General features: G+C 59.5%; 12 protein-coding genes and 2 pseudogenes. 10 read left to right on the forward strand and 4 right to left on the reverse strand.

The features are described 5' to 3' along the window. Positions 1-579: 579 nt before the first annotated feature. Positions 580-1302: an IS6 family transposase gene (locus tag GNZ13_RS23120; protein ID WP_172168381.1), complete on the reverse strand. Its 723-nt coding sequence runs from the start codon at positions 1300-1302 to the stop codon at positions 580-582. Between the two features lie 62 nt (positions 1303-1364). Here GNZ13_RS23120 and GNZ13_RS52630 point away from each other — a divergent pair. Continuing rightward, positions 1365-1502, forward strand: a pseudogene (locus GNZ13_RS52630) (porin); the annotation flags it as partial. 906 nt (positions 1503-2408) lie between these two features. Here the strand turns inward: GNZ13_RS52630 and GNZ13_RS23125 are convergent. Next, positions 2409-3738, reverse strand: a pseudogene (locus tag GNZ13_RS23125) (IS110 family RNA-guided transposase). Positions 3739-4086: 348 nt separating this feature from the next. On the opposite strand from GNZ13_RS23125, the gene GNZ13_RS23130 reads away from it, so the two are divergent. Further along, entirely contained in the window at positions 4087-4590 is a 504-nt protein-coding gene (locus GNZ13_RS23130; RefSeq protein WP_172168382.1) for a hypothetical protein, read from the forward strand. A 39-nt stretch (positions 4591-4629) separates the two neighbouring features. Then, complete coding sequence (locus tag GNZ13_RS23135) at positions 4630-4962, forward strand: hypothetical protein (protein ID WP_172168383.1); 333 nt, start codon at positions 4630-4632, stop codon at positions 4960-4962. Between the two features lie 263 nt (positions 4963-5225). Here GNZ13_RS23135 and GNZ13_RS23140 read toward each other — a convergent pair whose 3' ends face one another. Both GNZ13_RS23140 and GNZ13_RS23145 read right to left on the reverse strand, forming a co-directional pair. After that, positions 5226-6017, reverse strand: a complete 792-nt coding sequence (locus GNZ13_RS23140) for a transposase (protein ID WP_236002150.1) — start codon at positions 6015-6017, stop codon at positions 5226-5228. 18 nt (positions 6018-6035) lie between these two features. Next, the gene (locus GNZ13_RS23145) at positions 6036-6227 is read right to left on the reverse strand and encodes a hypothetical protein (RefSeq protein WP_216674984.1); all 192 of its coding nucleotides are present in this window, start codon (positions 6225-6227) and stop codon (positions 6036-6038) included. Positions 6228-7094: 867 nt separating this feature from the next. Here GNZ13_RS23145 and GNZ13_RS23150 point away from each other — a divergent pair. From GNZ13_RS23150 to GNZ13_RS23175, 7 genes are all read left to right on the forward strand, one after another. Continuing rightward, positions 7095-8705: a S10 family peptidase gene (locus GNZ13_RS23150; RefSeq protein WP_172168384.1), complete on the forward strand. Its 1611-nt coding sequence runs from the start codon at positions 7095-7097 to the stop codon at positions 8703-8705. 180 nt (positions 8706-8885) lie between these two features. Beyond that, positions 8886-10331 (forward strand): alkaline phosphatase family protein, encoded by a 1446-nt coding sequence (locus GNZ13_RS23155; RefSeq protein ID WP_172168385.1) that lies wholly within the window; start codon positions 8886-8888, stop codon positions 10329-10331. A 127-nt stretch (positions 10332-10458) separates the two neighbouring features. Next, entirely contained in the window at positions 10459-12486 is a 2028-nt protein-coding gene (locus tag GNZ13_RS23160; RefSeq protein ID WP_172168386.1) for a S8 family serine peptidase, read from the forward strand. A gap of 33 nt (positions 12487-12519) precedes the next feature. Continuing rightward, positions 12520-14328 (forward strand): extracellular catalytic domain type 2 short-chain-length polyhydroxyalkanoate depolymerase, encoded by a 1809-nt coding sequence (locus GNZ13_RS23165; protein WP_172168388.1) that lies wholly within the window; start codon positions 12520-12522, stop codon positions 14326-14328. Positions 14329-14705: 377 nt separating this feature from the next. After that, positions 14706-14870 (forward strand): hypothetical protein, encoded by a 165-nt coding sequence (locus tag GNZ13_RS52635; RefSeq protein ID WP_236002151.1) that lies wholly within the window; start codon positions 14706-14708, stop codon positions 14868-14870. A 4-nt stretch (positions 14871-14874) separates the two neighbouring features. Next, on the forward strand, positions 14875-15051 hold the full coding sequence (locus tag GNZ13_RS52640; RefSeq protein ID WP_236002152.1) for a hypothetical protein: 177 nt from the start codon (positions 14875-14877) through the stop codon (positions 15049-15051). A 546-nt stretch (positions 15052-15597) separates the two neighbouring features. Next, positions 15598-16071 (forward strand): VOC family protein, encoded by a 474-nt coding sequence (locus tag GNZ13_RS23175; RefSeq protein ID WP_172168390.1) that lies wholly within the window; start codon positions 15598-15600, stop codon positions 16069-16071. Positions 16072-16378: the final 307 nt, after the last annotated feature.

Raw genomic sequence — 16378 nt, forward strand, 5'->3', positions numbered from 1 at the left:
ATCCACCATTGCGACAGGGATGGCGGTCGACTCAAGCGACTGCACTTGAACGCGCCTTGTTGGCGTTGAGACCGTGCAGTCATTATTGGATCGGGTAGATGACGGCACTCTTGCCCGTTGATTACAGATTCGTCATTGACCAGTAACGACCGGACCTTCGGCAGTCTTTGTCGAACGGGCCAAACGAGTCGCGAGCGATCCCTCAATCGCACTTGGTCCGTGAAGTGTCCGGCGTTGTACGCGTCGACACAACATCGCGCGTATTCAGGGCTCAGCTGATTGAGGATAAAACGGGCGCTCAGATAAAAGTCGGCCGCGGCGCTGCTCCTCGTTTCGACCTGGCGACGCGGGCGTCGGCTTTTGCAGGGTGTTTGCGCTCGTTTATGGACAAAACGCGCTGGTCGTTTAAATCCGGAAGCCGGATTTGCGGCTAGACTAGCCGCGTATAGAACTTCGACGGGCATTTAGTCGGGACTGTGCCGCATAAACGTGACGCCCGACTGTCTCTTACTGGCGGGCAAGCGGTTGTGTCGCGATAAGGATGGCAGGGCGAGCCAGTTTCGATATGAAAAGGACTACTTATATAATGATCGAATAGAACTTCTCCGCAGGATTTCGAGCGATGCCATCGTCTTGCATTTGCCCTTTGCGGATCATATGCATGACTTCGATGCCTGCCAGGATGATGCGGGCGCAGCGAAAATCCTTGAAGCCCATCATCGGCTTGATGATGCGTTTGATGGCACGGTGATCCTGCTCGACGACGTTGTTCAGGTACTTGCTCTGTCGGACCTTGATTGGTGTTGGCCGATCCGCGTTGAGCGCTTCTAGCGCGGCCAGATTGGCGCCGCTCTTATCCACCGTAATCGTCTCGGGTTCGCCGTTCCGGTCAATCGCCTTCTCGAAGTAGCGGCGGGCCGCCGCCTTGTCACGATGCGCGCGCAGCAGGAAGTCGACCGTGTTGCCGGCCTTGTCAACGGCGCGGTACAGATATTTCCATTGGCCTCTGACCTTGACGTAGGTCTCGTCCATCCGCCAGCTCTTGCCAACTGGGCGCTTGTGTTTGCGAAACGCCTTTTCGAACAACGGTACGAGCTTGATCACCCAGCGGTGCACGCTCGAATGGTCGACCTCCAAACCCCGCTCGGCCATCATTTCCTCGAGGTTGCGCAGGCTCAGCGAGTAAGCTACGTACCAGCGTACGCACAGCAGAATCACGTCCAGTGGATGGTGCAGTCGCTTCAGCACCTTACCGATACTCGGTGGCAACGTCGCGCGCGCCGACTTCTTCGTTTTGGCCATCTAGTTCGTCATCCATGTTTGGACGCGAATCTTATCTCAGCGCCTTAATGCGACAAAACCCAGCGCTATATGTTCAAGGTGCCTATCTCGGTAATAGCAAGCATGCGAGCTATTCGGTCAGCGCAGGAGGTGGGGGTACGACGCCGGCGCCAGGGCAGGGTCAGTTCGGAGCAATGGTGGGTATCAGGCACTTTTTCTAGTCGATTCCAATAACTTCCGGTTAACAGAAACGTCAGAGGAATTGGGAGCACAATCCGAGTCGAGTCGATTGTTGTAGCTGTTCGTTAATTCCGCTAGCCATGTTCATAGCTTGCGCTAATGAAAGAAAGCTGGTGGCCCGCTCCCAATAAGGCTGGCAGGGCGGATGTCTAGATTTGCCGCCGTTGCGTTTCAGCAACGGGCGACCGGCCGCGTGTCCGCTAATTTTGCTAGCGCATTCAACGTGTCCACTAATTCCGCTAATGCGGCTGTTGGGCCACTCAACAGGCGAGCATGGCTAGGGCCGCAGCGGGCGTAAATTTCAACAGACGTTCCTGCGATCATATGACGCCGCTGGGCTCCGGGCACCGACGAAAAATGGCGTACTGTAGGGCACTTTAGGTGTTGCTCGGCGGCCTTCCGCATTCCGCAGCCGTAGAGCGAAGCAAATCTGTCACTACCCGGCATAGCACTGGCGGGGCAAACCGCATGCATGTTGACATTTTTACGTACGTGAAAACGAGAGCGTGCAAAAGTTGGGGAGGCTCCCAAGGAGGGCCGCTTGTGCTTCCGGTAGCGGCATCGGTTTCGTCTGGAGTAGGCTGATCGGTCTCGCAACGGTGGGAGCAAGCCATGCGGTTGATCATCGAAGCAAGGTTGGCCGACGGAGACAATGATACGGTCGAGGAAGGTGACGGAGTTCTGGCGGTGATTGAGCGCCCTGACTGCTGTCTTGCCGAACTGGGCCTGACTCTCGCGGAAGGGCGGTCGCTGCTGGCAAAGGTGCAGGCCGAGCTCATTTCGAAACAGGTGCAGTCGTGGCTCTCAGGCCAGACCCACTGTCGGAGCTGCGGTGCGGCCTTGAACCACAAGATCCTCTCAAGAAACCCGGCAGAAAAGATCGGTTTTCAGGGAGTTGGCGCGTTTGGCTGGAGCTGGAATCCGAGGGCGGAAGCACGTCGCCTAAGGGCTGCGATGCTGCGCTGGCGCTGCTGTTCCTCATAGCGGTGCTGCCCCTGGTCGACGAAGGCTTCCCCGCGCGTGAGCATGAAGTACACCATGCGGGCAAGCTTGTGGGCCACCGCGGTATTGGCGCGCGGCTTGTCCATGCGGGCGCACAGCCGGCGGTAGAAAGCGCCGAGCGCCGAATCGCTGCGCGACAGGCTCATGGCTGCCATTTTCAGTGCCTGCCGGGCGCGGTTGGCGGAGGGTCGGGTACCGGAAGACAGGGTCTTGCCGCCACTGATCTTCGTGGCGGGACAGAGGCGCAGCCACGAACAGAAGTGCTTGACGCTGGCAAAGTGGCTCAGGTCCGGGCCGATCTCGGAGAGGATTGTCATCACGGTTGCCATGGACAGGCCGTTGATGCGCGTCAGGTCCACGCCCGCCCAGCGCGCGAGCGCGGTACGCGCGTCGAACCGGGGGGTGTTCTTCTGGCGCTTCTTGTCCGGCCCGGCCAGCTCGACGTCGTGACGTCCCAGCGGGACCAGCAGCACCTCGGTCTTCGCATCGCACTCGAGGATGCGCTCGGCGAGGCTGTCGAACATGGCGAGCGCCTGCGCGAGCACGAACAGGTGCTCCTCGCGTGATATAGGTCAGCGCCCTGATGACGTCTTCGTCTTCGGTACTGGCCTTGACAAGATTGTGGCGGAAACGCGCGAGCACCTTCGGGTCGCGTTCGCCGGCAACGATCGCGCGGATGATCGCCTGTCCGGTCGTACCCATCACGTCAGTGAGTACCTCAGTGAGCTGGAGGTTCATCTGCACCAGCGCCTTTTGCATGCGCTGCACCCAGCTGCCCTGTTCGGTGAGCAGCAGCTCGCGCTGCCGCACCATCGCGCGCACCACGCAGACCTCGCCAGCGGGGCGCCAGGCCGCGCGCAGGAGTCCGAGACTCATGAGCTTCTGCAGCCATTGACAGTCTTGCACGTCGCTCTTGCGCCCCGGCACGTACTTCATCTGCCGCGCATCGACCAGCCAGACTGTCAGCCCGCGCAGCTAGAGCACCTCGTAGACCGGAATCCAGTAGACCCCAGTCGACTCCAGCGCGACCGTGTCGATCCCGCACGCGAGCAGCCAGTCGGCCATCGCGTGCAGGTCACCGGTCATCGTGCTGAACTCGCGCACCGGCTGGTCGTCGGCCGTCCGGGGGACTGCCACCCAGTGGCTGGACGCGCCCACATCGATCCCGGCGGCGTTCGGATACACCTCATCGTTTTCCCGCTTGCGCATGGCCATGACCCGCTCCCGGCTGGTTGGTTCAGGGCAGCGCCAGGGGGAAGCGTCTGAATCGACTCGATCTCTCAAACGGGATGCGGCTCGCGCCGCTCACCAATGTCACCGACGATTCCCGGACCATGCTATGTGCCGGGCTCGCCACGCGGCGTCGGGTGACGTCGCTTGCGGGCACCAGTGATCTTCCGGTCATCAAGGCGCTGCCGCCTGTGTTATAGCGCATCATCGTTTCTTCCGGAACACCGGGGACGATTGGCGGCCTTGGGAAGCTATGTGGCAGGGGGGCTTCGACGAACTGATGCATAAAATCAGCGTGTCGAGTCCTGCTCATAGAAGGACAGTCGCTCGACGGTGCTGCGCACCGTCTACGGCAAAGTGACGGTGAAGAGTCCGCGGCTGTGGTCGTGTGCTTGCCAGGGGGCTGCGCGGACGCCACAGCATGTGGTGCATCCCCTGTCCAAAGACCTAAGCTGGCGCGTCACTCCGGAGCTGGAATACCTCCAGGCGAAGTGGGCAGCTCATTTGCCCTACCGGCAGGCCGCCGCCATGCTCAAGGAAGTGCTGCCGCTGGACAAGGGCATTTCGTCCAGCGGCATCCGGAATCGGATTCTCGACATTGGAAAGCAGCTCGACGCTGACATCGAGCGTGACATCGCGAAGCTACCCCAAGCCGTCACAGACGTGCAGGTTCGCGAATCCAGCCATGTCGCGGCCGTGAGCGTCGACTCGGCGTGGCTGCGCAATTGCGACTCAGGGAGAGGCCCTGGCCGCCACGTGAATATTGTCGCCGGGCGGGCGACGTTCACCGATGGTCCTCCGAAACTGTATGCGTATGTGCACAGGGAAGTCACCTAGGCTGCAGCGCGACTCGATCAGTTCCTCAGCCGGAACGGTGTGGCGACCGATGAACGCGTGACCGTGATCAGCGACGACGCTGGTGAATTTGCAAAGACCGTCGAGGGCAGTCAACTGGCTCGCGGCCGGATCCTCGACTGGTTCCACATCGCGATGAAGTTCCAGGCGGCGCAGCGTTCCGTGTTCGGCAGCAAGATGATCGACTCGATGGACCAGGAGTCGGTGGAGACCGAAATCACCCACGCGAAGTGGTTGGTCTGGCATGGCAAGGGCAGCAAGGCGGTGGAGCGGATCAAGGCACTGGACAGTCGGCTGCTGGCGAGAGAGGGATACGAATTCAAAACGCTTTCCATGAACCTCCACGGTTGGTAGTGGTGGTTTAAGGTATTGGGAAAGAGTTGGGGAGTGGGACGAGCTGGCGTCCCAGCTCATTCAACTGGTTGCGGGTTTCAATCCAGCGCGAACTGGAAGCAGTGAAGCGATGTGGCGTGAGCGCGCAGGGGCGGTTCGAGTTGTGAAAAAAGTCGATCTTTATGTTATTTTGAGTGATAGTTTTTCAGGACTGCAGATGAAGTTGACGTGACGCTTCACGGCGCCGAGCGCCATTGCCACGGTGCTCGCACCGGCGCTGATAGTCAGCCGTAGTGCCGCAGGTTGATCATCGTGTAAGCGAGGGTCTTGAATGCATAGTGAACCGGGCTCAGACGCTCGAAGCGAAGCAGCAGGCGCCGGAACTTGTCTTCCCAGGCGAAGACCCGCTCGATGGTCCTGAAGCGCTCCTCGAAAATGGCCGGATTGAACTGCAGTTTGCGGCCCCGCTTCGGCGCTTTGCGGCCACGCGGATTTTCGGGAATGTTGGGAATCATGTCCCGGTTGAAAATCGCCTTGCGGTTGGCCCGGCAGTCGTAGACGCCGTCCAGGCTGACCGTTGAGCCTTGCAGGTCCATGCCAATGGCGCGGGCCATGTGGTTCAATCTGGGCAGCGCCTCACGCAGCAGCGGCGATTCGTTGCGGTTGCCCGGGGCAGAAACGAATGGCGCGATCACGTTGCAGCCGCGATCGCAGAAGGCGACCACCTTGTCGCCTTTCAGGTGCTTGTGTCCGCTGTACCCCAGGTTGTCGCCGCCCTTCTTCGCGGCAGTGGTCGTGCCGTCGCCGTGGATGACCGTTAGCTCAAGCAGCCCGTCCTGATGAAGCTTGCGCACCGAGCCCGCAAAAATCGCGTCGATGCAGCCATCGGCCTGCCATCGCCGCAACGCCCGATAGATGCGCGTGTAGTGGATTTCAGGGCGACCTTCGGCATTCCTCTCGATCGGCAGCGCCTTCCACTGACATCCCATGTACAGCAACTGCAGGATGTAGTTGAAGATCCTGTGCAACCCCAGCGTCGGTGCCGGACCACGCCGACCCGTACTCAGATGCGGCAAGACAAACTGCTCGTCCCGTCATGCGTGCGCCCAGTTGTAGACCGTTTGCCCGCTCACATCGAGCTGCAAGGCGATGACCTTGGGCTTGATCCTGCGCCCGAGCATCAGCAGACCCGCTGCCCGCGTGCGCGTTTCCCGATGCCGGTGATTGATCGAAAGCCGCTGCAACGTTATTTCCTCGGCTTCGTTCAGCTCTACCACACACTTCATCCGCTACCCCGGCATCAAGAAGGCGCCAGGTTAGCGAAATTCAAACAGATTTACCAGGAACACTTAACTACCGCAGTTTCACCGCGCTCTTCGAGCGTCGGTACTTCGCACTTTCTTTCCGTATTCACTCCGCGAGAATCATTCTTTGAGATCAGCTCAACCCTGCAATTGGTGACGAGCCGTTTGCTGAGACAGTTGCATTTCTCAACTCTCAAACGATACAAGCCATCTTCAGAATTTCTTCAGCTTTTCGTCATGAATATTTCATTTTACTTTGCACTCTGGAGTACCCGGCGCAATGCTTATAGAAGGTTGAGGATCGAGCGCGACCAAGGCGCCGTTAGCACTGGACTGTGCATGAAACTGCAATTTGCATGAGAACCATTTCTCTCCCGTCATCAGCGATCCAGACCGTTGTCTGTCTGTTCAATGGAGAACACAGGTGGTGAAAATGCTCCTTGGAAACGACGGGCACTTGCCTATACTTCGCTACATTCGCACACCAGAACGCCTTAAATAAATTGAATCCCATCTGCGGCGACGTGTGCGCGACAGGTACCGCCGAAACTTCGAGTGCCGGGAAATCGTGATCGGGGTGTGAACCACGTTTCGAGGCGATGTTCATCACGTCGCCAGAGGTGGCGACATGGATACGGCTTTCGCAGGACCATCAATGTTCCCACGCGGGAAAGTTGAACTCTCCGCGCACGCCAGCGCCCTCAGCGCGTTTGTGATGCATCAGATGTCTACGACCACCTTCGCGTTCCTCAATGCACTTCCTGTAACGGCTGACGCTCCAGACTGTGGCGGCGGGACGACGTCGAAACCTGGAGGCGTGTTCGACTCAACTGAAAACGGAGAACTGCGATGAATGCAACCGCAAGGAATGGGACGCCACCCGATCAGCCGCTTGCCGACGCCACACCGTACGGGTACGGTCCCGGCGATTCAGTCAGCGATGTCACCGAAAATGCTGCGATCACGCATCACACGCTGACGCTCAACGGAAAGTCGATTGCCTATACGGCGCGAGCGGGTCACCTTGTGACGACCGATACCTACAACTCACGGCCAGGCGCGAAACTGTTCTACGTGTCATTCACAGCCGATGACGCGACGCCATCGACGCGGCCCGTGACCTTTTTCTATAACGGTGGACCGGGCTCGTCGTCGGTCTTTCTGCTGTTGGGTTCTTTCGGACCGAGGCGGATCAAAACGAGCATGCCGGACTTCACACCACCAGCGCCTTATACGCTGGAAGACAACCCGGACAGCCTGCTCGATCGCACTGACCTAGTGTTCATCGATCCGGTTGGCACGGGCTACTCGACCGCGATCGAGCCTCACACCAACAAGGACTTTTGGGGCGTCGATGAAGACGCAGGCTGTATCAAGCAGTTCATCAAACGTTATCTGACCGCGTTCAACCGGTGGAATTCCCCGAAGTACCTGTTTGGAGAATCGTACGGAACGCCGCGTACCAGTGTGCTCACGTGGATGTTGCACGAAGATGGCGTCGATCTGAACGGAATCGTTCTGCAATCTTCGATTCTCGACTACTCACAGGCGGGCAATCCGATTGGAATCCTTCCAACATATGCGGCTGACGCCTTGTTCCACGGCAAAGTATCGTTGTCCCCGGTGCCTCCCGATCTGCCCGGCTTCATGGACAAGGTGGAAGCGTTTGCGAGTGGTCCCTATGCAAATGCATTAGCCGCTTTCCCACAAGTCGATCCCGACGTGCTGCAGTATCTCAGCGACATCCTCGGCATCCCACCCGTGGTCCTCAAGTACTGGCAACTCAATCCCTCAACGGGAAATGGCTCGGTGTTCCTGACGAGCCTCCTGCTGGACGCCGGGTTGGCTGTAGGCGCGTATGACGGCCGTGTTACTGGGGAAGACACCGGCATTGCCGAATTTGTCGCGCCGAACTCAGGCGGCAACGATCCGACGATGGCTGCCGTGGGCGGTGTTTATACAGCTATGTGGAACGTGTACCTCAACGAGGCGTTGCAATACACATCGATATCGCCGTTCATGGACCTGAACGACCAGGCCTTCGCTAACTGGGACTTCAGCCATGTCGATCCAACGGGAGCCCAACGAGGCGGCATCGGAAGTCTTTATACGGCAGGAGACCTCGCTGCCGCGATGGCCGTCAATCCCTACCTGAGGGTGTTTTCAGCAAACGGGTACTACGACGCGGTGACGCCATTCTTCCAGACCATACTCAATTTCCAGAACATGCCGCTAGGCAACGTGCCGACCCAGAGCAACCTGACGGTCAGGAATTATCCGTCGGGCCATATGGTCTACCTGGACAATGCATCAAGAACCGCGATGAAGGCGGACCTCTCGTCGTTTTATGGGGAGGCGCAGACACATATCGCCGCGATCAAGGCTGTGCTTCAGCCAGAGCAGAAGGCAACCATGGGCATCGCGAGATATCGCAGGCGTTCGAACCGCACGCCGTACTGAGCCCTTGACAGCGGTGACAGGTCGCGAGGCGACTCGCGCCTTCACCCAGGGGCAAGAGGATGAGGCGGGTGAGGGCCTGATTGAATGGAAACCGATTTCGGCAACGCTGTGACTGGTATTGAGGGCGGGTTATCGTACCAGCGGACACAGGTTCGATGACAGTAAGGGAGCGCGATGGCCATGCGAAAAATCGACCATGTAGTTGTATTGATGCTCGAGAATCGGTCGTTCGACCATATTTTCGGATTCCGCGAGAGCGTCAACGGGCTCAAAGGGAACGAATTCAATCTGCCTGACCCTTCCGAGCCGCAATCAGACGCGAATCCAGCGTTTCAGGTCGACAGCAATGCGCCCTTTGCCGTTCTCGCCGGAAACGGACCGGGGCATTCGGTGAACGCGACGAATTACCAGCTCGTGAACGACAAGGCCGGACCGAGCGCGGGTCTGCCGCCTTCCAACAACGGATTCGTGCGGAACTATCGGGACGAGCTGAGACACGACCACGTATCGAACCCGGATCCGAACACGCTGCAGGTCGTGATGCAGTCTTTCTCGGCCAACAGCCTGCCGTCCATCAACGCATTGGCCGATGCGTTCTGTGTATGTGACAACTGGTTTTCGGAAGTGCCGGGGCCGACCCAGCCCAACCGCTTCTACATGCAGGCGGCGACCTCGACGGGTTTCGCACTGAACAACTGGAAACGCGTACTCGACGTGCGCACGATCTACAACGCGCTCGAAGACGCCGGTTTTAGCTGGGCCACGTACGCGTTCGACAGCAACGAAGTGCTCGAATTCTCCCAGGTGAACGGGAAGACGCAAAACTTCAAGTTGTTCGACAACGCGTTCAAAGCCGACGTCGCGGCGGGCACACTGCCGAATTACTCGTTCATCATCCCGCGCTTCTTCAATTCAAGGGACGCGGCCGCACCGACCGGCGGACTCGCAAACTCGCAGCACGCACCTCAGGATGCCCGGTACGGCGACAATCTCGTGGCCGACGTCTATGAAGCTTTGCGCGGTAATCCGGACGTCTGGGCGAAAAGCGCCCTCATCGTCACGTACGACGAGCACGGCGGCTTCTATGACCATGTCGCGCCGCCCTCACAGGATGTGCCGAATCCGGATGGACTTACCTCGCCGACCGAGGGCGACCCGTCGTTCGCACCGACGTTCGCGTTCGACCGGCTCGGGATCCGCGTGCCTGCAGTGATCGCGTCCCCATGGGTGAAGGCGCAACGTGTCGATTCTACGCGCTACCAGCACACGTCGGTGCTCGCCACGCTAAACAGGATGTTCGGTCTCGGCGGGTTTCTCACCGCGCGGGACGCGAGCGCCAACAGCTTTGAGGCCCTGTTCGCCGAAGTGGCCGAGCTGCGCAACGACACACCCGTCACGCTGCCGCGCGCGGCACTGCCACAGATCACCGTGGCCGAGGATGATCCACGGCACCCCGCGAATCAACCGCTGGATCCAGACCAGCGCGACATGCTGATGAGGATCTACCATCTCACGCAGGCGTCGCAGCCCGCGACGATGACTGCGGCCGCGCTTCCCATTACCCAGGGCGACGCGCACGACTTCATCAGGGCAGCCTACAAGCGCCATTTCGGGGTGGCGGGCTGACCGGGTAGCGTGGTGAAGGCAAGTCAAGCCTGACTCGCCGCGAGGATTGACTGATTTTGAACCTGATTTCTTGCCCGGAGTACCTGCCGCTCCATGGCAACTGTTTAACGCGATTTGGGGAAATTCGATGGCCAAGATCACCATCAATGGAATTTCGATCGATCCGGTAGCAAGTCAGCCTGCGCTCGCGGCGGCCAATCTCCTGAGCACAGACAGTTCCGCATCGGATTACATTCTCGTCCAGGCGAAGCAGCCGCTGACTCAGGCTCAAAGGGACGAACTCGCGCGCCACGGCGCGGCCATCCTCCGGTACGTTCCCGAAGACACCTATATCTGTCATTACCCGCCTTCCGACCTGAAGCCCATACGGGCGCTCGCCTATGTCGCGTGGGCGAACGTCTACATGACCGGCTTCAAGGTGCACCCGTCGTTGCGCCCGGGCGCCAAGGCCGGCGCGAGCGGGCAGTTGCTGTCGCTGACGCCACCGGACACGTTGTCGAAGGACAGCGTGACCGTCGATGTGGTGCTTCACGGACAGGTCGCCGCGGACTCCGTCCGAGACAAAATCGCGGCGGCGGCCGGCCTGGATCCGTCGCAGCTCGAGGTGGGCCGACACAAGGTGAGACTCACCGTCGCGCGCCGGCGCCTGGCAGCGCTCGCCGCCGTGGACCAGGTCGGGCATATCGAGCCCTACATCGCGCCAAAGCTTGCCAACAACGTTGCACGTGGCATCCTGCGCGCCAATGATGCGCAGACCGGCCATTCCCTCGAGGGGGAGGGCGAAATTATCGCTATAGCCGATACCGGTTTCGACAAGGGCGACACCGTCGATGTGCATCCCGCATTCACGGGACGCGTGCTCAAACTTTATCCGCTAGGCCGACCGGACGCGAGCGATCCGAACGGCCACGGAACGCACGTTGCCGGGTCGGTTCTCGGAGACGGGGTCTTCGCTGACGGCACGCCGATCCGCGGTACGGCGCCCAAAGCACAATTGGTTCTGCAATCGCTGCTCGCTTCGAACGACACGTTGGGCGGGCTGCCCGCCGATCTGCACGATCTCTTTGCCGGCCCATACCGCGACGACGGCGCGCGAGTTCACACGAATTCGTGGGGCAGTCCAACAGCCGGCGCTTACACGGCGAACTCCAGTGAAGTCGACGACTTCGTCTGGAATTTCAGGGACTGTGTGATCTGCTTTGCCGCCGGCAACGACGGCATCGATTCCCAGGGACGCGGAATCATCGATGAGGGATCGGTGGGTTCACCTGGAACCGCAAAAAATTGTATTACCGTCGGGGCCTGCGAAAGCAGGCGACCGGATTTCATCGATCCTGCTCACGTTCTATGTTACGGCAATGGCTGGCCGGGCGACTTTCCTGAGAACCCGATCCACGACGATCTGGTGGCGAACAATCCGGACGGAATGGCCGCGTTCAGCAGCAGGGGGCCGGCGGTCAACAACCGCATAGGCCCCGATGTCGTTGCGCCGGGAACCGCGATTCTCTCGACGCGATCCCGGTTGGCCGAAGGTGACGGGTGGGCGCCATCGACCGATCCGCTCTATTTCTATGACGGCGGCACGAGCATGGCAACCCCTTTGGTCGCGGGCTGTGCCGCCGTGGTCCGGCAGTACCTGAAGTCGCGCGGGATCGCGCAGCCGAGCGCGGCGCTCATCAAGGCGATGCTGATCAACGGGGCAACGGTCATCGCCGGCCAATACGCGCCACCGGAAGTCGGGGCGCCGCCCGATGTCTCCCAGGGGTTTGGCAGAGTCGATCTGGCGGCGACCGTCGGCCCTTACGCAGCCGGAGAAACCGTCACGTTCAAGGACGAGGCCGGGACCCTCGACACAGGTAGTGAGGAACACGCGGCGCAGGCGGTCGATGTCGACGGACGCACGCTCAAGGTGACGCTGGTCTGGACCGATGCGCCCGGAGAAGCACTGCAGAATGATCTGGATCTGATCATTCGATCCGCGGATGGTCAGGAGCGACATGGCAATGTGGCCCCCGGTTCGGCGGACTTCGATCGTGCGAACAACGTTGAGCAGGTGACCTGGGCCGACGTGCCGAAGGGGAACATCGATATCGTCGTGCGCGCGTTCCGGGTGACGACACCGCAGAACTATGCCCTGGTGATGCGGTTGGCCTGACAGAGATCTATGGCCACAAGGATAGCGAACATCATGTCTCTGATTCAGAACGTCCTGGGTGCACGAAATGGCCAATGCCTGTTGCGATGGGCGCTATGTTTGTTCGCAGCCGTCGCTCAGTGTCCGTCGGCAGTTGCAGCTGTGGTTGCGCTGCCAAAATTTAACGTCGACATCAAGCAGACGTCGGTGTCCGGTTTGTCTTCGGGTGGGTTCATGGCGGTTCAATTCGACGTGGGGTATTCCTCTTTCCTGAAGGGTGCCGGCATTATCGCCGGTGGCCCGTACGATTGCGCCCAAGGAAGTGTCACCACCGCCCTGCAACCTTGCATGGCCGCGAATGGTTCAACCAACGTGTCAACGCTTATCGGGATTACGGAACAGAACGCACGGAATCAGGCGATAGATCCGACGTCCGGTTTAGCCAGTCACAGGATCTGGATGTTTTCCGGCACAGCGGATTCGGTGGTCAAGCAGTCCGTGATGAATGATTTGCGCACGTACTATTCACACTACATCAGTAATACCCAGATAAAATACATTAATAATATGGACGCCGAGCACGCAATGTCCACCGATTTCTACGGAAACAGTTGTCCTACCAAAGGCGATCCCTACATCAACAACTGCCACTTCGACGCGGCCGGAGACTTGCTGAAATGGATTTACGGTGACACTCTAAATCCAAGGAACACAGGGGCGTTGAGTGACGATCACTTCATCGAATTTGATCAGAGTGAATTCATCCCCAACCCGAATAGCCACAGCATGGCGACGACCGGCTGGGCTTATGTGCCGGCTAACTGCGCCGCCGGTCAGGCGTGCAAGCTTCACGTGGTATTTCACGGTTGCAAGCAGTATCCAGTCTACTCGTACTTTGCCGGTTCAGGAATGGTGACGTTCGGTATGACTTACGTCAGGAACACGGGTTATAACCAGTGGGCCGATACGAACAACATTATCGTTCTCTATCCGCAAGCGTTTAACGGCCGCAACAATCCAAACGGTTGTTGGGATTGGTGGGGTTACGATGATCCAAACTATGCCACCAGGACGGGTAACCAGATGAAGGCTGTCAAGGCGATGGTGGACAGAATCACCAGCGGCGCAACTCAACTGGCTTCGCCCTCGGGACTCACGGTGACGAACACGACTGATAGTTCCGCTTCCTTGTCATGGAACGGCGTGTCCGGCGCCGCCGGATATAACATTTACCGCGATGGCACAAGGGCTAACGCTTCCCCGGTGACAGGGACCAACTATACGGATTCTCCTTTGTCACCGGGCACGCAGTATCGCTATACCGTGAAAGCGACAGACAGCGGGGGAGCCGAAGGCGCGCCCTCGTCGGAGGTCCTTGCCATGACCAGTGGCCAACCGCCTGCCGTAGCGGCGCCGACGAATCTCGTTGTGACGGGCGTAACCGACACGACAGTGAGATTGTCGTGGACCGCCGCGGCCGGGGTTGCGGGTTATGACGTATTTCGCTCGAGCGACTCGGGTGGGGCGATCAGAGTTAACCCCAGTCTCATAGCCGATGCAAATTACACGGTGGCGGGATTGACGGCCAGCACCCGCTACAGTTTTTCGGTCAGGTCCGAGAATCGCTCTGGCGCCTCGAGTGGTGACTCGAATAAAGTGACGACCACTACAAGCGCGGCGGTAGCTTGCTATTACTCGAGCAATTTTGTACACGTTCAGGCGGGCAGGGCCCACGATAGTCGAGGTTATGCCCGGGCTAACGGTTCCAATGAAAACATCGGGCTAGACAACGTGTTCTTCAACACGACCCTGAGGAAAACCGGACCTAACTATTACATCGTCGATCACTTAACGTGTCCGTAGCTCAACGCTAGACTGCAGTTGTGTGGCGCGCATACCACCGGGTCGCGATGTCTTCCGAAGTCGCGGGAGGAGTCGGGAATGAATCGTGAAGCGCACGGTCCATCAAACGAATCGCACAGTGTCAGCGCGTTGGCCGATATCGCGTCCGACTGGAGAGCGTGCAAAAGGGTTGTGTCGCGATAAGGAGGGCAGGGCGAGCCAGTTTCGATATGAAATGCTCGCAAATCGCTTGGACCGTTCGCTGACGCACTGGCGCTCGATCAGACAGTAAGCGGCCAGCATGCCCGGCGAGTTCTTGCGTGGAAGCCCCATGGCCCCGGCCTGATTGCGGACCTCTCTGTACAAAAGCACTTTCAGCAAATCAACGGAGCATGACCATGGCGTGGAACAGTGCATCTTTCGAGTCGATTCTCGCGATGATCGTAGCGGTTCTGTTCGCGGTTGCTGGGGCGGTCAATCTCGCAGGGCGCGGCGCGGTGAAGCGCGACTTCGCACGCTTGGGGTTACCCGGCATGGTTTCATTTGCTCTGTGGCGCTCTTGAGCTGTTGTGTGCGGCACTTCTTTTTGGACAACAAACGAGGGTCTTGGGCCTAACGCTGGCCGGTGCGATCATGGTCGTCGCGCTCTTCACGTTGCTACGAAACCGGGAGTCGTTCGGGCATCTCGCCCCGGCGCTGATCTTCTCGGCTCTCGTTGTGGTTACTGTGGCGCTCCGCGGTTGAGGCTTGCTCGCCACCAGGCGAGTGAGCCCGGGACGCTAACAGGCCGCGCGGGCAATCCGTGCTGCAGGTACTTGAAATACGCACATGGATAGCGGCATTGGAGCAACTCCAATTTGATCACATGCGTCACGTGTCTGCTTTTTGTAGCGATGGCTGGGCGCTCCGGGTCGCCTGCCGCAGATCACCGCTTTACGTGCCACGGGAAACGGCCCCTCATGCATGGGGCAGCGGGCGGCGGCAGGAGGTCCGCTAGATGATTTTCAATTGGAGGTGCCGGAGACGACCTCAAGGCTATGTGCGCCTCACACCGAATTGCTCATAAATGTTTCGCTACTCGTTTTGATAGCCGTCCCTGGTCGCGCAACCGCCGCTGCCGCTACATGCAGCTTGAGGGGCTGCAAACGCTCAGCGATACTGTTCCCACTCTGCTGTCGGCTGTGGCCTGCTGAGTACCGCGCATCTCAGCCTCTCCAGGCCGGGGACTTACACCGTCACGCGGGACACGACCGCTGCCTTCTCACTGATTGGCAAAGGGAGTTATTTAAGATGACCAAGAACACGATCTGCCTGTGGTATGAACACGATGCCGAAGAGGCCGCGCGCTTCTACGCCGAAACCTTTCCGCAAAGCAGCATCGGCGCCGTCCACCGTGCGCCGGCCGACTATCCCGACGGCAAAGCGGGCGATGCCCTGACTGTCGAATTCACCGTCGCGGGCGTACCCTGTATCGGCCTCAATGGCGGGCCGCGGTTCAAGCACAGTGAGGCCTTTTCTTTCCAAATCGCGACCGACGATCAGGAAGAGACCGACCGGTACTGGAACGCGATCGTCACCAATGGCGGGCAGGAAAGCCAGTGCGGCTGGTGCAAGGACAAATGGGGCGTTAGCTGGCAGATCACCCCGCGTGTGCTGACCAATGCACTCGCCAAGGGTGGCGACGCGGCTAAACGTGCGTTTGAGGCGATGATGCCGATGACAAAGATCGACGTCGCCGCCATCGAGGCGGCTGTGCGCGGCTAACCAATACTGTTCCCACTCGGCTGTCCGCTGTGGCCCGCTGAATAATCGCGCATCTCAGCCCCGTCCGGACTATGGATTTACACCATCACGCGGGGCTACGACCTGGATGACCGGTATCGAGCAAGGGGAACGGCTATACCGGGTCGCCACGAGTCCGACGCGTCCGGCAGCACGCGGCCAGTTTGAGACGCTTGCTCCCACTGCCTATACGGCCGTTGCCTCGCTCGAAGCGGACGCTCGCTGAAGGCGAGCGCCCCCCCGACTGCGACAGAGATCTGTGCAAGATAGTGGCGCTCAAGGGCCGTCA

This window comes from Paraburkholderia elongata (assembly GCF_013177735.1).
In the GTDB taxonomy this organism is placed as follows: domain Bacteria; phylum Pseudomonadota; class Gammaproteobacteria; order Burkholderiales; family Burkholderiaceae; genus Paraburkholderia; species Paraburkholderia elongata.

Excerpts from the sequence above, each read along its gene's own strand:
- GNZ13_RS23120 (WP_172168381.1), bottom strand. The coding sequence starts at position 1,302 with ATGGCCAAAACGAAGAAGTCGGCGCGCGCGACGTTGCCACCGAGTATC.
- GNZ13_RS23145 (WP_216674984.1), bottom strand. The coding sequence starts at position 6,227 with ATGAAGTGTGTGGTAGAGCTGAACGAAGCCGAGGAAATAACGTTGCAG.
- GNZ13_RS23150 (WP_172168384.1), top strand. The coding sequence starts at position 7,095 with ATGAATGCAACCGCAAGGAATGGGACGCCACCCGATCAGCCGCTTGCC.
- GNZ13_RS23155 (WP_172168385.1), top strand. The coding sequence starts at position 8,886 with ATGCGAAAAATCGACCATGTAGTTGTATTGATGCTCGAGAATCGGTCG.
- GNZ13_RS23160 (WP_172168386.1), top strand. The coding sequence starts at position 10,459 with ATGGCCAAGATCACCATCAATGGAATTTCGATCGATCCGGTAGCAAGT.
- GNZ13_RS23165 (WP_172168388.1), top strand. The coding sequence starts at position 12,520 with ATGTCTCTGATTCAGAACGTCCTGGGTGCACGAAATGGCCAATGCCTG.
- GNZ13_RS52635 (WP_236002151.1), top strand. The coding sequence starts at position 14,706 with ATGGCGTGGAACAGTGCATCTTTCGAGTCGATTCTCGCGATGATCGTA.
- GNZ13_RS23175 (WP_172168390.1), top strand. The coding sequence starts at position 15,598 with ATGACCAAGAACACGATCTGCCTGTGGTATGAACACGATGCCGAAGAG.